Origin of the sequence: Methanoregula sp. PtaB.Bin085, assembly GCF_002067035.1 — an archaeon.
Classification (GTDB): Archaea; Halobacteriota; Methanomicrobia; order Methanomicrobiales; family Methanospirillaceae; genus Methanoregula.
Genome location: NZ_MVQB01000060.1, coordinates 170,386 through 183,340, shown reverse-complemented (window position 1 = coordinate 183,340; position 12,955 = coordinate 170,386). Strand labels below are relative to the sequence as shown.

The window sequence follows — 12,955 nt, the reverse complement described above, 5'->3', positions numbered from 1 at the left end:
GATGAATTTCAAGAAGGTCTGGAACGAGTACAGTATCTGGTTTACGATCGCGTTCATGTTCCTTATGATGTGGGCGTATACCGTTCCCTGGCTGCGGGACGGCATCGGCCAGGGCATGGATGCCATCTTCGCACCGCTTATCACGACATTCAGGATACCGTTTTATATCCTTATCGTTATCCTCTCTGCGTTCACGGGCCTCTATTCTTCGATCATACAGAAATACACGATCGATTATGAGAAGATGACCGAATCGCAGGAGAAGATGAGGGAGTTCCAGACCGAGTACCGGGAGGCCACGCTTTCACAGGACGAGAAACGGATTAAGAAACTGGAGGCCAAGCGGGATCGTGTCATGCGGGAACAGCTCGAGCTCTCCCAGCAGCAGATGCAGCCGATGATCTATATCCTGATCATATCAGTCCCGATCTTCTTCTGGCTCTGGTTCCGGCTCTCGCAGGCATCAACAACCATCACGTTTCCGTACTGGGGCCTGCATGGACTTAACGATTCTATCTGGATCCTGCCGGCGTGGATCCTCTGGTACATGCTTTGTTCGATCACGGTGAGCCAGGTAATCCGTAAAGCCCTGAACATCGGGGGTATCTGATGCGGGTAACGGTGAGCGGGCTCCCCGGCAGCGGGACAACCTCGCTCTCCCGATATCTTGCACAGCGCCACGGTTTTGAGATGATCTCCGCGGGAGAGGTTTTCCGCCAGCTCGCAAAGGAGCACAACATGGAGCTGGCCGCATTCGGCCGGCTTGCAGAGGAAGATCCTGCCTATGACAAGATGATCGACGCGCGCCAGAAGGAGATCGCCTCGCAGCGTGACAATATCATCGTTGAAGGCAGGCTGTCCGGCTGGATGGTAGAGGATGCTGATCTGAAGATCTGGCTGTACGCTCCCATCGGCTGCCGGATCAAGCGCATCGCGTTCCGGGACCAGACTGCCGATGAGGCAACTGCAAAGCAGCTCACGCTCGAACGCGAGAAGTGCGAAGCCGGCAGATACCTCTCCTACTATTCTATCGATATCGGGGATCTCTCAATCTATCACCTGATACTTAACTCTGAACACTGGGATGTCGAGGGATTAGGCGCGATTGTCGATACAGCGATCTCCCGGCTTGCGCGGCCTGAACAATCCTGAGTGTTTTGATGCTGTTCCAGTACCCGTTTATGTTCATCATCTTCCTGATTGGCTGTAACAACGGAATCGTTTAAACGGTTTCAGGGGCATGTTTTCTTGTGGCAGAAGGTATTTCTGTAACAATTGTTACATCATGGGATAGCGATGAGATAGCTGCCCTTTATAAAGTCGGGGGATGGTGGAAGGTGGAGCATCGGGCTGAGGATCTCCCACATCTTATCCGGGGCAGTTTTGCTTTTGCGGTTGCAGCAGATATCGCGACCGGTCGTGCGGTCGGTATGGGTCGCATCATCTCAGATGGAATCTCGGATGCATACATTCAGGATGTCGTGGTTCTGCCGGAGTACCGGAAAAGCGGTATTGGCAGGGATATCGTTTCCATCCTCATCGGCCACTGCCTGCAGGCAGGTATCACCTGGATCGCCCTGATAGCTGAGCCAGGAACCGAAAAGTTCTACCTGCCGATCGGATTCCGTCTCATGGAACGGCATATCCCGCTCATATACCGGGGTGAGCACTGATGCTCTCGCAGGATGATTTCAGGCCAGTGACCCTCGCAGACCGGGAATTCTTTGAGCGGCACTACGCAGTGTACTCCCAGAGCCACTCCGATAACTCCTTTGCGAACATGGTCTGCTGGAACCATTTTGCCCATTATACGTTTGCCCATGTGGAAAAGAACGTCATCATCGCGAGCACTATCGGCAACGTGACGCAGTTCCGTCCCCCCATCGGCCCCCGCAATCCTGCGCTTTTGCGTTCTCTGATCCGCTTTGCCTCTGATGTCGGCGAAAACGAACCAATCGGCCTGATCGATACCGGGACTGCCCACTGGATGAAAGAGGTCTGCCCGGCACTGAACCTCGTCCCCGACCGCAACCATTTCGAGTACGTGTACCGCGCAAGCGACCTTGCAGAACTTCCCGGGAAAAACTACCTGACTATCCGGCGACAGGTCAACAAATTCCGCAAAAACTGCACGAGCGTCACGGAACCGATCTCAAAAGAGAACTGGGCTGAGGTGAAACGGTTCCTGATCGAGTGGTGCGAGTGGAAGGGATGCGAGGGGGGCGACCCGGTTCTAGCTCACGAGAAAGAGGCCGTTTTTTTCGCCATCGACCATTTCGACGAGCTTCCTTTACAGGGGATTGCGATCCGTGTTTTTTCCAAAATTGGTGCCATCTCGCTCTTTGAGAGACAAACCGCAGATACCGCTCTCGTGCATTTCGAAAAGGGTCTCCCGGACTGCGAAGGCATCTATAAGGCCATCAACCAGGAGACGGCCGCGCTTCTTGTGAAGGATTTTATGTTCATCAACCGCGAAAGCGATCTAGGCGTTCCCGGACTCCGTGAAGCAAAAGAGCGGCTTCACCCCCATCATATGGTCGAGGTACACTCGCTGAAGTGCGATTCGTGATCGCATCTTTACCGCAAGGACGACTCGTTCCGGGCGGTTGGACAGCCGGTCAGATTGTCGCGATATAAGCCAGGATCCCTGATGCGATGATCTTGACCGCGATAGCGGCGACCAACATTCCCAGGACCTTTCCCATAATATCCGTGACAACGTCACCGAGGATCCGCTGGATTGTCTGTGCATAATACAGAATCAGCCAGGTGGCGAGGAGCGAGAGGGTGATCGCGGAGAACGTGATCAGCATCCCGTAATCCTTTGACAGCAGCATGACGGTTGTAATGGTACCGGGTCCGCACAGGATCGGCGTGCCGATGACGACACCAGCTGCCGAAGCTGCAGCATGCCCCTTGGTACGCCCGAGCTCGATTCCAAGGGCTTCCTGCAGGCCGAGAAGAAAGAGGATCATCCCGCCGGCGATCTGGAAGGCCGGCAGGGTGAGGCCGAGGATTGAGAATATCGTTGTGTTGAAGACCAGGAACAGGTACATCAGGCCTCCGGCTACCGCAACCGCGATGAAAGCCTGGCGGTGGATCTCCGCGGGAGTCTGCCCACGGGTCATTGTGGAAAAGATCGGGACGGATAGAAGCGGGTCGAGGATAATGAAAAGCGCCGCGAAACAATAGAGGATACCGGGAAGTATGTCCTGCATGGTCTGATTGAGAAGATAGGTGGTTTCTGCGGATAAAATGGCAGGGTGAGGCCGGTTATGGTACTCTGCTACATGAACATATACAGGATCAGGATTGCAGCCGTTGAAAATATGCCGGCGGCCGCAACCAGCCGGGATCGCGGTGCCGGGAGGAGAATCCAGGCCGCGAGGCAGAAGAAGATGTACGGGACAAGCGTTGTCACGACGGATAGTGAAGCAAGCGTGTCGAAGCGGTTGGAGATAAGCAGGAGGAGCATACCCGCCCCACACGCCATTGTCAGCGTCGCTACCGGAGTACCCTGACGGCTCAGGTGCCGGATCCCCTGTACAGAGAACCGCTCCCCCAGGGAATGGAGAATCCGGGACGTTGCAATGATGTAAGCGTTCAGGGCTGAGAGCATGGCGATGATCCCAATGAAGGCAACGATCTCACCGGCGTGCGGAAAGACTGCCCCGGCAGCCGCCGCTACGGGGGCGGGGGAACTGCTGAGAACCGCAGAACCGACGCTGCCGATAAGCGCTGTGTTCAGGACAAGATAGAGAGTAACCACGACCAGCATCACCAGCAGAAGCGACCGCCGGATCAATGCCGGGTCCTTTGTCTCCTCCACGGGAATGGCACAGATCTCGAAACCGGTGAAAGGCCAGTACACGATGATTACCGTTGCCAGCAGCCCGTTCATTGTCAGTGGCGCTGCGGGAACCAGGTTCTCCGGCCGGACAAACGGCAGGAGTACGATCGCGATGATAACAAGCGGGACGATCTTGAGCAGGGTTAAAAAATTCTCTGTGATACCGGAGAGTGCGATGCCGATACAGTTCAGGCAGAGAAAGAACGCGAGGATCGCGATCTCGACAAGCAGGATTGACGGGACGGAAAAGAACGACACATATTGCCCGATTCCCGCCGCAATGGTGGCAATCCCGAGGATTGAGGAAACGCAGTAGATGACCATCAGCGGGGCCGCGATACGCACACCGAAGACAGACTCGAAGAGGGAATAAAAACCGCTCGATGCGGTGAAGTGGTAGGATATCGAAGCGAGTGAGAGAAGGACACACGATGCCGAGAGAGCCACGATCACCCACGCCAGCAGGGAGAAGGGCCCGGTCATCTGTGCCGCGATCCCGGGAACCACGAATATGCCGGAACCGACTGTCCCGCCTACCCCGAGACTGACCAGCTCAATCAGGCCGAGCGATCTCCTGTACGACCGGCTTTTTTCCATCTGTACATCCTCCGAATCTCCTGCCTGATGTCCCGGAACCGTATGAAATTCTGGGGATTGGCTTTTAAGTCTGTGTTGCCCTCTTCAGGTATTAAGGATGGTATTTGGAAACGGGGATTCCCCGCTGCCGTTGCATCATTCATAATGTATATGAACAGCGCCGTCAATCATCCAGTAACGAGGTTTGCCTGATCAACCAGGGAAACCCCTCAGGTGAAGGTTCATGGCTAAAGCGGTTCCAAAGACGAAGAAGCCGGCAGCAAAGAAGATCTCCCGACCGGTCACGGTAAAAAAAACAGTCGCGGCCAGAAAAGGCACTTCGACAAAAAAACCGGCAGCAAAAAAAGCGGTGCAAAGGAAGTCAAAAGATATGGCCCGCTTCCGGTGCCGTCTCTGTGGCTATATCTATTCGCCATTACGGGGCGAACCCCACAATGGCATCCCTGCCGGTACGGCGTTTGAGGATCTTCCGGACACCTATGTCTGCCCGGTGTGCGGGCAGCAGGGGAAGGGCAGGATTGGCAAATGGGGATTCGAGGAATGGCGGGCAACCCGGTACATCTGTTCGATGTGTAATTACATCTACGATGAAAAGCGCGGGGAACCTCACCGCGGTATAAAACCCGGCACGAAATTCGAAGATCTCCCCGATGATTACAAATGCCCGGTCTGTGCCTTGGATCCCAAGATCCGGCTTCAGTTCGGTAAGGTATTAAAGAACGGATTCCAGCCTCTGGAATTATAACAGACTTCTCTTTTTCACTCAGGAATCCCTGTCTCCGTTCCCAACGCGCCGGTGTTCCAATAACCTGATTACCGTGGCCTGCAGGACATGCCGGATATCCAGCCAGTATTGAGAAAACGGGATATCGGGGAGCGCTGACTGCACATCACGTGAGCAGGAGACCAAAGAGAACTCCGGCGATACCTGCAGCTGATGCAATAGCCATGGTCTCAGTCACGGTCCTGAATACCGGCCGTTTTCCAGGTACCAGGGAAATAACCGGATATTACAACTCCCTCGTGTCAGATTCATGGACACACAGTACTCACAGGAAGGGAGGATCTACTCACGAACAAATCTATAAACCTGCCCGCAGTTTATTCAGTAGTACGTGATGATCGTGCACCTTTACCCGGAGCATTGGTGGTCTAAGGCCGGCATCGTGATCTGTCTTCTGTGGATCATCGCCTCTCCCGCAACCGCGGCGGATATTGACCGGGAAGGTTACCTTGGCGAGACCATCACCCTCCATGGATACTCATACGTAGGGGATTCAGTGTACCTTTTCCTCACCGGGCCAGGCCTGCCGGAAAACGGAGTGACGCTGACGAATACTGACCTTCGGGCGGACCAGGGTTATTTCACGGTTGTCCCTCTCGATGACAGCCAGGCATGGACCTATACCTGGAAAACATCGCGGATTGCAAACGAGATTAATCCCGGGACCTATACCGTATATGTGACGAATAAGCCTGTGGATAAGGCCCATCTTGGGGGGGTGGGTTACAAGACATTCGGGATATTCCTGAAGGATTCGGGTATTCCGAAAATATCCATAGAAGCGGCAAAAGTCCATACAAAGAAACCAGGTGAACAGACACCCGCGCTCCTTCCGGTGATAACGACTGATACCCCCACAGAAACGCCGGCTGTACCCCCATTCCCGTCGGCAACAGCGACGACAATCCCTGTTCAGGCCACGGTGGTCCCGGCAACGCGTGCAAAAACCGGTTCTTTTTCAGTAATCGTCGTCCTTGCCTGCTGTGCCGGGTTTGCTGCCCTCTGCAGGACCCGTCATTGACTTCCTGTTCCGGGAAGGTATTATCAATCCGGATGCACATCATTGTATGATCGATATGGATATCCGGGCAGTTCTTGAAGAAGCACACCGCCTGAAAAGTATGGGCAGGTATAACGAGGCGATCGCCCGCTATGACAGTATCCTTGCGAAAGATAACAACAATACCAGTGCACTCGAGAACAAGGGCGAAGTCTTTTATTATCTCGGGAGACATGAAGATGCAATCGCCTGTTACGATAAGGCTCTTGCTATCAACCAGAACCTCCCGACCGTGTGGTATGAAAAAGGGTATACCCTCCGCAAGATCAGGAGGTATGCTGAGTCCGTTGCATGTTTTGACCGGGCGCTCGCCATCGATCCCGATTATACGTTTGCACTGGCAAACAAGGGATACGCGCTCAACGAGCTCGGCAGGTATACCGAGGCGATTGCCTGTTTTGACCGGATCCTGGAAACCAGCCCGAACAACCTGCGGGCAATGACCGCGAAAGGAATTGCCCTCCGGGAGCTTGGGAGAAATGAGGAAGCACTCTCCTACTTTGATCGTGCTCTCGGTTTTAATCCGATCAACTCGTTTGTCTGGTACAATAAGGCAATTGCCCTGCGGAATTTGGGCCGTGTGCGGGAAGCGGATGAAGCTGTCCGGCTCGTCAACAATCCCCAGGCGCCCGGGACCTCGGATAATACCGGTGGCGGAGCAAGGAAGTAAGGAAACACGCTTGCGGAGTTGCCCCCATTTTTTTTAACTACATTCAGTGCATTTGAAACTGTTCATGTCGGTATTTCGGATCCGATGATTCTCTCAACACTTTAAAAATTTTACTTTGTAAATCTTCTCCTCCTCGGGGTTCTGATGAATCCGAACCCTTCCACAGGAGGTTGAGGACGAGAAGAGCAGGAGGCCATTCGAACCTCTTACAAGTCAAAGAACGCATATCCGTTCTTCTGCTGGTTCAAGTTCTTCGGACCCTCACCAAAAAAAGATTAGATGAGTTTGAAGATTGGGTGGCTTGGCGCCTTGCACTCGATGCCGAGCTGACGGGTGGCCTCGAGGACAGTGATGTCCGTGTAGGCCTGTGCAGTGATCATTGCTTCGACGTTCTCGATAGGTCCGTACATGATGAGATCTGCCCCGAGCGTGGATGCAATCATGTTGCAGCCAATATCGGGTGCGGACCAGGCGGCCTGCTTGATGCCTTCCATGCCGCCGAGGTAGTGGTGGGACATCTGCTTGAGCAGCTCGTCCTTGCCCTTGTAACCGTCTGCGAGTACAGAGGGGGTCTTCGAGGTCCCCTTCCAGCGCTTGAGCCAGGTCCAGGAAACGGTCATGTTGTGGTATGCACCACCGGTCGGGTAGCCGTGGATTGCCTTGCACGCAAGGATCTCACGGTATGCTCCGCCGGAGCCGAGGCCGAGCGGGGTTGCTGCAGTGTCGAGGATCGGGCGCTTGATACCGCATTCTTCTGCGATAGCAAGCATACCCTTTGCCTGTCCTGCAACGCCACCTTCGGTCAGAACCTTCTCGCGGCCGGCAACCGACGGGTCGCCAGGGTTGAAAGCGAGAACGATTGCAGCATCGACGTCACTCTTCTTGAGTGCCTCGATGTTCTCGGGCGGAATCGAACCGTTGATCGAGTTGTAGATCGCACGGTTGGCGAGACCGACATCCGTGACGTACTTGCACGCATGTGCAAGCGCCTTGGGTGCCGACGAGTCCATCAGGAATGCGGTCTTGTTGTCAATCGAGTCGAACCAGCTGAAGTAGCTCTCGAACGCTTCGCCGTATTCCGCAATGATCTGGATGAAGTGCGGGATACCGGTCATGTCCGAGAGGACCTGGCAGCGGTTCCACAGCGCTTCTGCCTTTGCCTTGTCGATCGTTCCCTTGTGATCGTCGAGCACACACTCGTGCTTGTTGTAGAAGATCGAAGCACCGAGCACGGTCGGGTATTCACCGGGCTGTCCACCAATCATGGTGCCGTTGAAGTCCCAGACACTCTGTTCTTTTTCAAATCTGAACATGTTCTTTTACACCTCCATTAGAGCATTCCCATCAGTTTCTGGTACAGGAACAACAGTATAACGAATACAAAGACGCCTGCAATGAGGCCGTACAGTATACCGATATCCCGTCCAATCTTTCGTCCAACACGCTGCGCAATCTCCGCATCCACGAACTCGATCTTCTTCTCAATCTTGTCGAGCCTCTTCTCAATCTCGAGGAACTGGGGGTTTGCACTCGCAGCGCCGACTTCGGCACCGCCGCCGGCGGCTTCCTTGACTTCGACGACCATTGCGTCAGCAGCGATAGCGCCCGGGTCTTTGCCCTTGAGTTCGTTGATCTTTGCCTTGATGGCGTTCAGATCCTCGGACTCCATGATGTTGACGACTTCGACCTGTTCCTGGAAGCGCTTGATGGCGTCGTCTTTTAAGTTTTCGATGAAGGGGATAGCGCCTTCTGCGCCGACGACCCTTCCTTCCTTGACCCCGCCCTTGTGGAGGGCGACGAGTGTCTGGCCGGAGAGGTGTCCCTTGACTTCGGTACCGCAGAGGAGGAGGAACCTGATGTTCGGGTTGGCGATGACGTTGGCGATAACCTTCTCGAGACCGAGGTTTTCGGTCTTACAGGAGCCGCAGAGTGCGGCGCCTGCATCGCAGATGCCCTGCTCGTCGAGGTGTGAACCCATGGTGACGACAGCGACAGGGCTGTTGGCGTCTCCCGAGTGGAAGTCACCCTTGATGAGCGGCCAGCCGCTTGCCGGTGATTTCTTGTTTGCCATCTTGATCACCCCATCAGAATTGCCGGCAGCACGATCATGAGCAGTGCTGTGAGCAGGCCGGCCACGAACCCGACGAGGCCCGATGCCGAGACTGCCGAGTCGATCTTGTTCGTCCTTGCCAGGATCTGTGACTTGTAGCGGATGCTCTCCACCATGTTGTCGATTGCAACCATCCTGACGGGTCCTGTTGATTTAGCTTCTTCTGCCATTGTGTATCACCCCATCATCAGGAATCCAACCAGGGCGAACGAAACGATCAGTCCAATCATGAGACCTTCGATCTTCCCGGCATAGACCCCGGCTGCAAACTTGTCCCGGTATCCGATATCCACGACCATCTTCTCGATGACCTTCATGCGTGCGGTGATGAGTGCCATCTCGCCGGAGAGCGGACGGACTTCCCCGCCAGCTTCCTCGGCACCGCCGCCGGCGGCTTCCTTGACTTCGACGACCATTGCGTCAGCAGCGATAGCGCCCGGGTCTTTGCCCTTGAGTTCGTTGATCTTTGCCTTGATGGCGTTCAGATCCTCGGACTCCATGATGTTGACGACTTCGACCTGTTCCTGGAAGCGCTTGATGGCGTCGTCTTTTAAGTTTTCGATGAAGGGGATAGCGCCTTCTGCGCCGACGACCCTTCCTTCCTTGACCCCGCCCTTGTGGAGGGCGACGAGTGTCTGGCCGGAGAGGTGTCCCTTGACTTCGGTACCGCAGAGGAGGAGGAACCTGATGTTCGGGTTGGCGATGACGTTGGCGATAACCTTCTCGAGACCGAGGTTTTCGGTCTTACAGGAGCCGCAGAGTGCGGCGCCCGCATCGCAGATGCCCTGCTCGTCGAGGTGTGAACCCATGGTGACGACAGCGACAGGGCTGTTGGCGTCTCCCGAGTGGAAGTCACCCTTGATGAGCGGCCAGCCGCTTGCCGGTGATTTCTTGTTTGCCATGGTTTAGATCACCCCTGGCTTGATCAGCTGGAATGCAATGATACCGGCTACGAACAGCCCGATTGCAAGCCCGTACCAGAACGAGGTCATGGTACCGGCAATCTTGAGGTTGTGCTCTCTGCCCGGGAATGATGCGAGCAGGTTGCCTTCTCCCGAGAGCATGTTGACGAGGTCGTCGCTGACTGCTTCGAGGATGCCGACCTTCTCGATGACGGGCGAGTAGGATTCGCCGGCGGTAGTAATAATGCCGGCAACGGGGTCGGCGACAAGGCCGAATTCAGGGAGTACCTGGATGTATGCCATAGTTAGTGTCCCTCCGTTTCCGGTATCATCTTCGCATCAAGCCATGCAGCAGCATCGCGCTTGGACATTTCCATGTACTGGGTGTAGGTATAGACCCAGCCGATGATGGCAATGAGCAGCGAGAGTATTGACGGGATGGGGCTGACCGTGATCAGGGCAAACGACATGACAGCAGCGACGATCATGCTTAAAAATCCGCACTCTGCGGTGAGCATGAGCATGCGGTCCTGTTTCCAGCCGGGGCCGAGGCACGCGTTGAACGGGTGCTGGATTGCGATGGCACCGAGCAGGAACGCGACGGCAATCAGTCCGCCTCCGATGAAGGTCTGCTGGTGTGTCTGAAGTGCCATGCCCAGGAACGTTACCGAGCCGGTTGTCAGGCCCTGGAACGTGAATACACCGGAGATCAGTGCCGCGAATCCCATGAGGGTCAGTGCACCGACAACAGCCATCTCGGTGAGCGCCTGCACCATGGCCGGGATCTTCATGTTCAGGACGTTGTTGGCAAGGTACCCGAGAATGAAGCCGATGACGGCCGCAAGGATGACCGCAACAATCGGTGCGAGCAGGACATTGCTTACCCGTGTTGCGAGCAGCATCGCGATGACACCGGAACCGAATGCGATCATACCCGCTGATGGTACACCTGTACCGATACCGTAACTGCAGAGCACCTTGATGGTGTGGCTACCCCAGATTAATGCCGCGACAACCGCAAGTCCCCCGAAGAAGGAGAACAGGGGTACCGGCGAGAAGGTGTTGAGATACGTGAGGTAGATGCACACGAGCGTGCAGACGATGCCCGCGATCATGATTGTATTGTGGGGGACACCGCCTTCGATTACTTCTACTTTGACTGACATCTTTTCCACCTCAGATTGGCAGGGGCACCACGATGAGGATCGCTACCAGTCCGCAGAGTGCCGATGCAGCTGCGGAAGCAACGATTGACCGGGGCCAGCGGCTGAATTTCGGGTCGTGGGGTCCTTCGATAGTACCCGTGATGTTGTATGCCGTGAGCACCGCATTCACGAGGAAGAGACCAACGGCGAACATACCTGCAGCGGAGACTGCGATTGGCATTATCTGTGCTTCAGGAGCGCCCATCAGGGTCGGGAGCGTGACCTTGTAGAGTTCAAGGAGCTCGATGTAGATGAGCGTACCGCCGGCACCGCCAAGGAGACCACCGATCACGCCGCCGACGAATGAGATGAATGGCAGGCCGTGACCTTCCGTTCCCTGGGACTTGTATTCTGCCTGGGTGTCTCCGGTGATCGGGTCCTTTGCAACCTTACCGGATGCCGAGGGAATACCCATGCCGAAAACGTAGACGAAGTTCACCATCATGCAGGTGATTGCCATCATGAGGCCGCCGCCGACACCACCGGTAACGACCGCTACCACAAGGCCCTGCTCAGCTGCCCATGCGCCGCCGAACAGCCCTGCAAGACCCGCACCTGCTGCGAGCATCGCAACACCGGTTGCGATACCGGGAGCCTGTCCCATGGCGGCAGGAGCGCCACCGACCGGGACGAAGTGGGTACCAAAGCCGATCAGCACGCCGCCGACGACGACGCCGATGAGCGCCATGAGGGCAACGGGCGGTGCCATGACGTAACAGATGCCAATGAGGATGAGTGTCAGAACTGCACCGACTGCCATGGCGGCCGGGTTCATTGCGCCGCCTGCTGCGGGCTTTGCTGCAACTGCGCTCATGAGGATGCCTCCTTGACTTCCGTGTAGGGTCCGAAGTTCCTGCGGGCCCAGTTCTCAATGGTCCGGTCGATTGCCGTGAAGATAAGGATCATGACAATACCGACGAAGATTGCATACCAGCCGGGCCCAAGGGCCGGGAATGGCAGGCTCTCAAAGAGGACGGTACGCCAGAGTTCAAGGAAGACAATCAGGCCGAAACAGATACCGGATGCAGAACCGCCGATCTTGTGGGTGAAGAACCCATTGTCGATCGAGTTCCGCTCGCCTGCCTCGGCATACCGGACGATGTTACCGGATGCGGAGATCGGGACACCGGCACCGAACTTCTGGTTCTGGTACTGGCGTTCCTTGCCGTAGTACGGGTTGCCTGTCGCAGAGCCTGCTGCACCGAGTGCAATGCCCCAGATCAGTCCGAGCAGCGGCAGCGGGAACGGGTGTCCCAGGCCGGTGTTGATCAGGTAGCAGATTGTAACGGTACAGAATATTGCGATAAAGGCATGTGCCATGGTAACCGAGGTCATGGACTTGAGGACGTCCACGTAGACCGGCTGCCCGAACTTGGCAAGACTTGCAGTCCTGCCCAGGTAAGCGGTGGTTGCATAGACGCCCTGGACGAATGTTGCGAGAACACAGCCGAGAACGATTGCGAGAACCGCGTTGAGTTGCATCGCCATGAATGCCCATGCGAGTCCGGCGCCAAGACAGCACCAGAGTCCGTATGCCGGGGGTTCACCGGCAACCGCCTTGTTGAAGATGCGGTGCAGGAATCCCATCTGCGGGGCAAGCTGAACCTGTGAGTTCGGGTCACCCTGGGACCCGATGTTGGATTCAGTATCCTCTGCAGAGCCGGCTACGGTGGCAAGAGCTCCTGTCAATGCAGTAATTCCAATGCCAAAGACAATATGTTCCATTTAGCCTCCTCCCTACGTGCGAATGCACGAGAGTATTCAAAATGCAATGCCA

At 55.7% G+C, this 12,955-nt stretch carries 17 protein-coding genes; 7 read left to right on the top strand and 10 right to left on the bottom strand.

All coding sequences use genetic code 11. From position 1 onward, the window contains the following. Position 1: 1 nt before the first annotated feature. The 4 genes from A4E33_RS13380 (at position 2) to A4E33_RS13365 (ending at position 2,569) form a co-directional block, all read left to right on the top strand. Positions 2-610 carry a DUF106 domain-containing protein gene (locus tag A4E33_RS13380; protein WP_292348840.1) on the top strand — a complete coding sequence of 203 codons (609 nt, stop codon included), beginning with the start codon at positions 2-4 and terminating at the stop codon, positions 608-610. Next, positions 610-1,152, top strand: a complete 543-nt coding sequence (cmk, locus tag A4E33_RS13375; protein WP_292348838.1) for a (d)CMP kinase — start codon at positions 610-612, stop codon at positions 1,150-1,152. Before A4E33_RS13380 ends, cmk begins: the two co-directional genes overlap by 1 nt. Before the next feature lie 185 nt (positions 1,153-1,337). Next, positions 1,338-1,673: a GNAT family N-acetyltransferase gene (locus A4E33_RS13370; RefSeq protein WP_363054431.1), complete on the top strand. Its 336-nt coding sequence runs from the start codon at positions 1,338-1,340 to the stop codon at positions 1,671-1,673. Next, positions 1,673-2,569, top strand: a complete 897-nt coding sequence (locus tag A4E33_RS13365) for a DUF2156 domain-containing protein (protein WP_292348835.1) — start codon at positions 1,673-1,675, stop codon at positions 2,567-2,569. The genes A4E33_RS13370 and A4E33_RS13365 overlap by 1 nt, the downstream gene beginning before the upstream one ends. Positions 2,570-2,618: 49 nt before the next feature. On the opposite strand, the gene A4E33_RS13360 is transcribed toward A4E33_RS13365, so the two are convergent. After that, positions 2,619-3,218, bottom strand: a complete 600-nt coding sequence (locus A4E33_RS13360) for a MarC family protein (RefSeq protein WP_292348833.1) — start codon at positions 3,216-3,218, stop codon at positions 2,619-2,621. 68 nt (positions 3,219-3,286) lie between these two features. Further along, positions 3,287-4,447, bottom strand: coding sequence for an APC family permease (locus A4E33_RS13355; RefSeq protein ID WP_292348831.1), 1,161 nt, complete (start codon positions 4,445-4,447; stop codon positions 3,287-3,289). A gap of 223 nt (positions 4,448-4,670) precedes the next feature. Between A4E33_RS13355 and A4E33_RS13350 the strand changes: the two genes are divergently transcribed. The 3 genes from A4E33_RS13350 (at position 4,671) to A4E33_RS13340 (ending at position 6,961) form a co-directional block, all read left to right on the top strand. Continuing rightward, complete coding sequence (locus A4E33_RS13350; RefSeq protein WP_292348830.1) at positions 4,671-5,192, top strand: rubredoxin; 522 nt, start codon at positions 4,671-4,673, stop codon at positions 5,190-5,192. A gap of 373 nt (positions 5,193-5,565) precedes the next feature. Continuing rightward, a complete protein-coding gene (locus tag A4E33_RS13345; RefSeq protein WP_292348828.1) occupies positions 5,566-6,252 on the top strand; it encodes a hypothetical protein in 687 nt (228 codons plus the stop codon). A gap of 46 nt (positions 6,253-6,298) precedes the next feature. After that, positions 6,299-6,961, top strand: a complete 663-nt coding sequence (locus A4E33_RS13340; RefSeq protein ID WP_292348826.1) for a tetratricopeptide repeat protein — start codon at positions 6,299-6,301, stop codon at positions 6,959-6,961. A 275-nt stretch (positions 6,962-7,236) separates the two neighbouring features. On the opposite strand, the gene mtrH is transcribed toward A4E33_RS13340, so the two are convergent. The 8 genes from mtrH to mtrE are packed head-to-tail and all read right to left on the bottom strand — an operon-like array spanning position 7,237 to position 12,903. After that, complete coding sequence (gene mtrH, locus A4E33_RS13335) at positions 7,237-8,274, bottom strand: tetrahydromethanopterin S-methyltransferase subunit H (RefSeq protein WP_292348824.1); 1,038 nt, start codon at positions 8,272-8,274, stop codon at positions 7,237-7,239. Positions 8,275-8,291: 17 nt separating this feature from the next. Next, positions 8,292-9,032, bottom strand: coding sequence for a tetrahydromethanopterin S-methyltransferase subunit A (mtrA, locus tag A4E33_RS13330; protein ID WP_292348822.1), 741 nt, complete (start codon positions 9,030-9,032; stop codon positions 8,292-8,294). A 5-nt stretch (positions 9,033-9,037) separates the two neighbouring features. After that, positions 9,038-9,241 (bottom strand): tetrahydromethanopterin S-methyltransferase subunit F, encoded by a 204-nt coding sequence (locus A4E33_RS13325; protein WP_292348820.1) that lies wholly within the window; start codon positions 9,239-9,241, stop codon positions 9,038-9,040. A 6-nt stretch (positions 9,242-9,247) separates the two neighbouring features. Then, complete coding sequence (gene mtrA / locus A4E33_RS13320; RefSeq protein WP_292348818.1) at positions 9,248-9,973, bottom strand: tetrahydromethanopterin S-methyltransferase subunit A; 726 nt, start codon at positions 9,971-9,973, stop codon at positions 9,248-9,250. Positions 9,974-9,976: 3 nt separating this feature from the next. Then, positions 9,977-10,276: a tetrahydromethanopterin S-methyltransferase subunit MtrB gene (mtrB, locus tag A4E33_RS13315; protein WP_292348817.1), complete on the bottom strand. Its 300-nt coding sequence runs from the start codon at positions 10,274-10,276 to the stop codon at positions 9,977-9,979. 2 nt (positions 10,277-10,278) lie between these two features. Then, positions 10,279-11,139 carry a tetrahydromethanopterin S-methyltransferase subunit MtrC gene (gene mtrC / locus A4E33_RS13310; RefSeq protein WP_292348815.1) on the bottom strand — a complete coding sequence of 287 codons (861 nt, stop codon included), beginning with the start codon at positions 11,137-11,139 and terminating at the stop codon, positions 10,279-10,281. 10 nt (positions 11,140-11,149) lie between these two features. Then, positions 11,150-11,992, bottom strand: a complete 843-nt coding sequence (gene mtrD / locus A4E33_RS13305; protein WP_292348814.1) for a tetrahydromethanopterin S-methyltransferase subunit D — start codon at positions 11,990-11,992, stop codon at positions 11,150-11,152. Continuing rightward, a complete protein-coding gene (mtrE, locus tag A4E33_RS13300) occupies positions 11,989-12,903 on the bottom strand; it encodes a tetrahydromethanopterin S-methyltransferase subunit E (RefSeq protein WP_292348812.1) in 915 nt (304 codons plus the stop codon). The genes mtrD and mtrE overlap by 4 nt, the downstream gene beginning before the upstream one ends. Positions 12,904-12,955: the final 52 nt, after the last annotated feature.

What these genes read in the sequence shown, in the direction of transcription:
- mtrA (WP_292348822.1), bottom strand. Translation starts at nt 9,032, where the DNA reads ATGGCAAACAAGAAATCACCGGCAAGCGGCTGGCCGCTCATCAAGGGT.
- A4E33_RS13340 (WP_292348826.1), top strand. Translation starts at nt 6,299, where the DNA reads ATGATCGATATGGATATCCGGGCAGTTCTTGAAGAAGCACACCGCCTG.
- A4E33_RS13345 (WP_292348828.1), top strand. Translation starts at nt 5,566, where the DNA reads ATGATCGTGCACCTTTACCCGGAGCATTGGTGGTCTAAGGCCGGCATC.
- mtrA (WP_292348818.1), bottom strand. Translation starts at nt 9,973, where the DNA reads ATGGCAAACAAGAAATCACCGGCAAGCGGCTGGCCGCTCATCAAGGGT.
- A4E33_RS13355 (WP_292348831.1), bottom strand. Translation starts at nt 4,447, where the DNA reads ATGGAAAAAAGCCGGTCGTACAGGAGATCGCTCGGCCTGATTGAGCTG.
- mtrD (WP_292348814.1), bottom strand. Translation starts at nt 11,992, where the DNA reads ATGAGCGCAGTTGCAGCAAAGCCCGCAGCAGGCGGCGCAATGAACCCG.
- cmk (WP_292348838.1), top strand. Translation starts at nt 610, where the DNA reads ATGCGGGTAACGGTGAGCGGGCTCCCCGGCAGCGGGACAACCTCGCTC.
- mtrB (WP_292348817.1), bottom strand. Translation starts at nt 10,276, where the DNA reads ATGGCATACATCCAGGTACTCCCTGAATTCGGCCTTGTCGCCGACCCC.
- A4E33_RS13365 (WP_292348835.1), top strand. Translation starts at nt 1,673, where the DNA reads ATGCTCTCGCAGGATGATTTCAGGCCAGTGACCCTCGCAGACCGGGAA.
- A4E33_RS13350 (WP_292348830.1), top strand. Translation starts at nt 4,671, where the DNA reads ATGGCTAAAGCGGTTCCAAAGACGAAGAAGCCGGCAGCAAAGAAGATC.
- mtrC (WP_292348815.1), bottom strand. Translation starts at nt 11,139, where the DNA reads ATGTCAGTCAAAGTAGAAGTAATCGAAGGCGGTGTCCCCCACAATACA.
- A4E33_RS13325 (WP_292348820.1), bottom strand. Translation starts at nt 9,241, where the DNA reads ATGGCAGAAGAAGCTAAATCAACAGGACCCGTCAGGATGGTTGCAATC.
- A4E33_RS13380 (WP_292348840.1), top strand. Translation starts at nt 2, where the DNA reads ATGAATTTCAAGAAGGTCTGGAACGAGTACAGTATCTGGTTTACGATC.
- A4E33_RS13360 (WP_292348833.1), bottom strand. Translation starts at nt 3,218, where the DNA reads ATGCAGGACATACTTCCCGGTATCCTCTATTGTTTCGCGGCGCTTTTC.
- mtrH (WP_292348824.1), bottom strand. Translation starts at nt 8,274, where the DNA reads ATGTTCAGATTTGAAAAAGAACAGAGTGTCTGGGACTTCAACGGCACC.
- mtrE (WP_292348812.1), bottom strand. Translation starts at nt 12,903, where the DNA reads ATGGAACATATTGTCTTTGGCATTGGAATTACTGCATTGACAGGAGCT.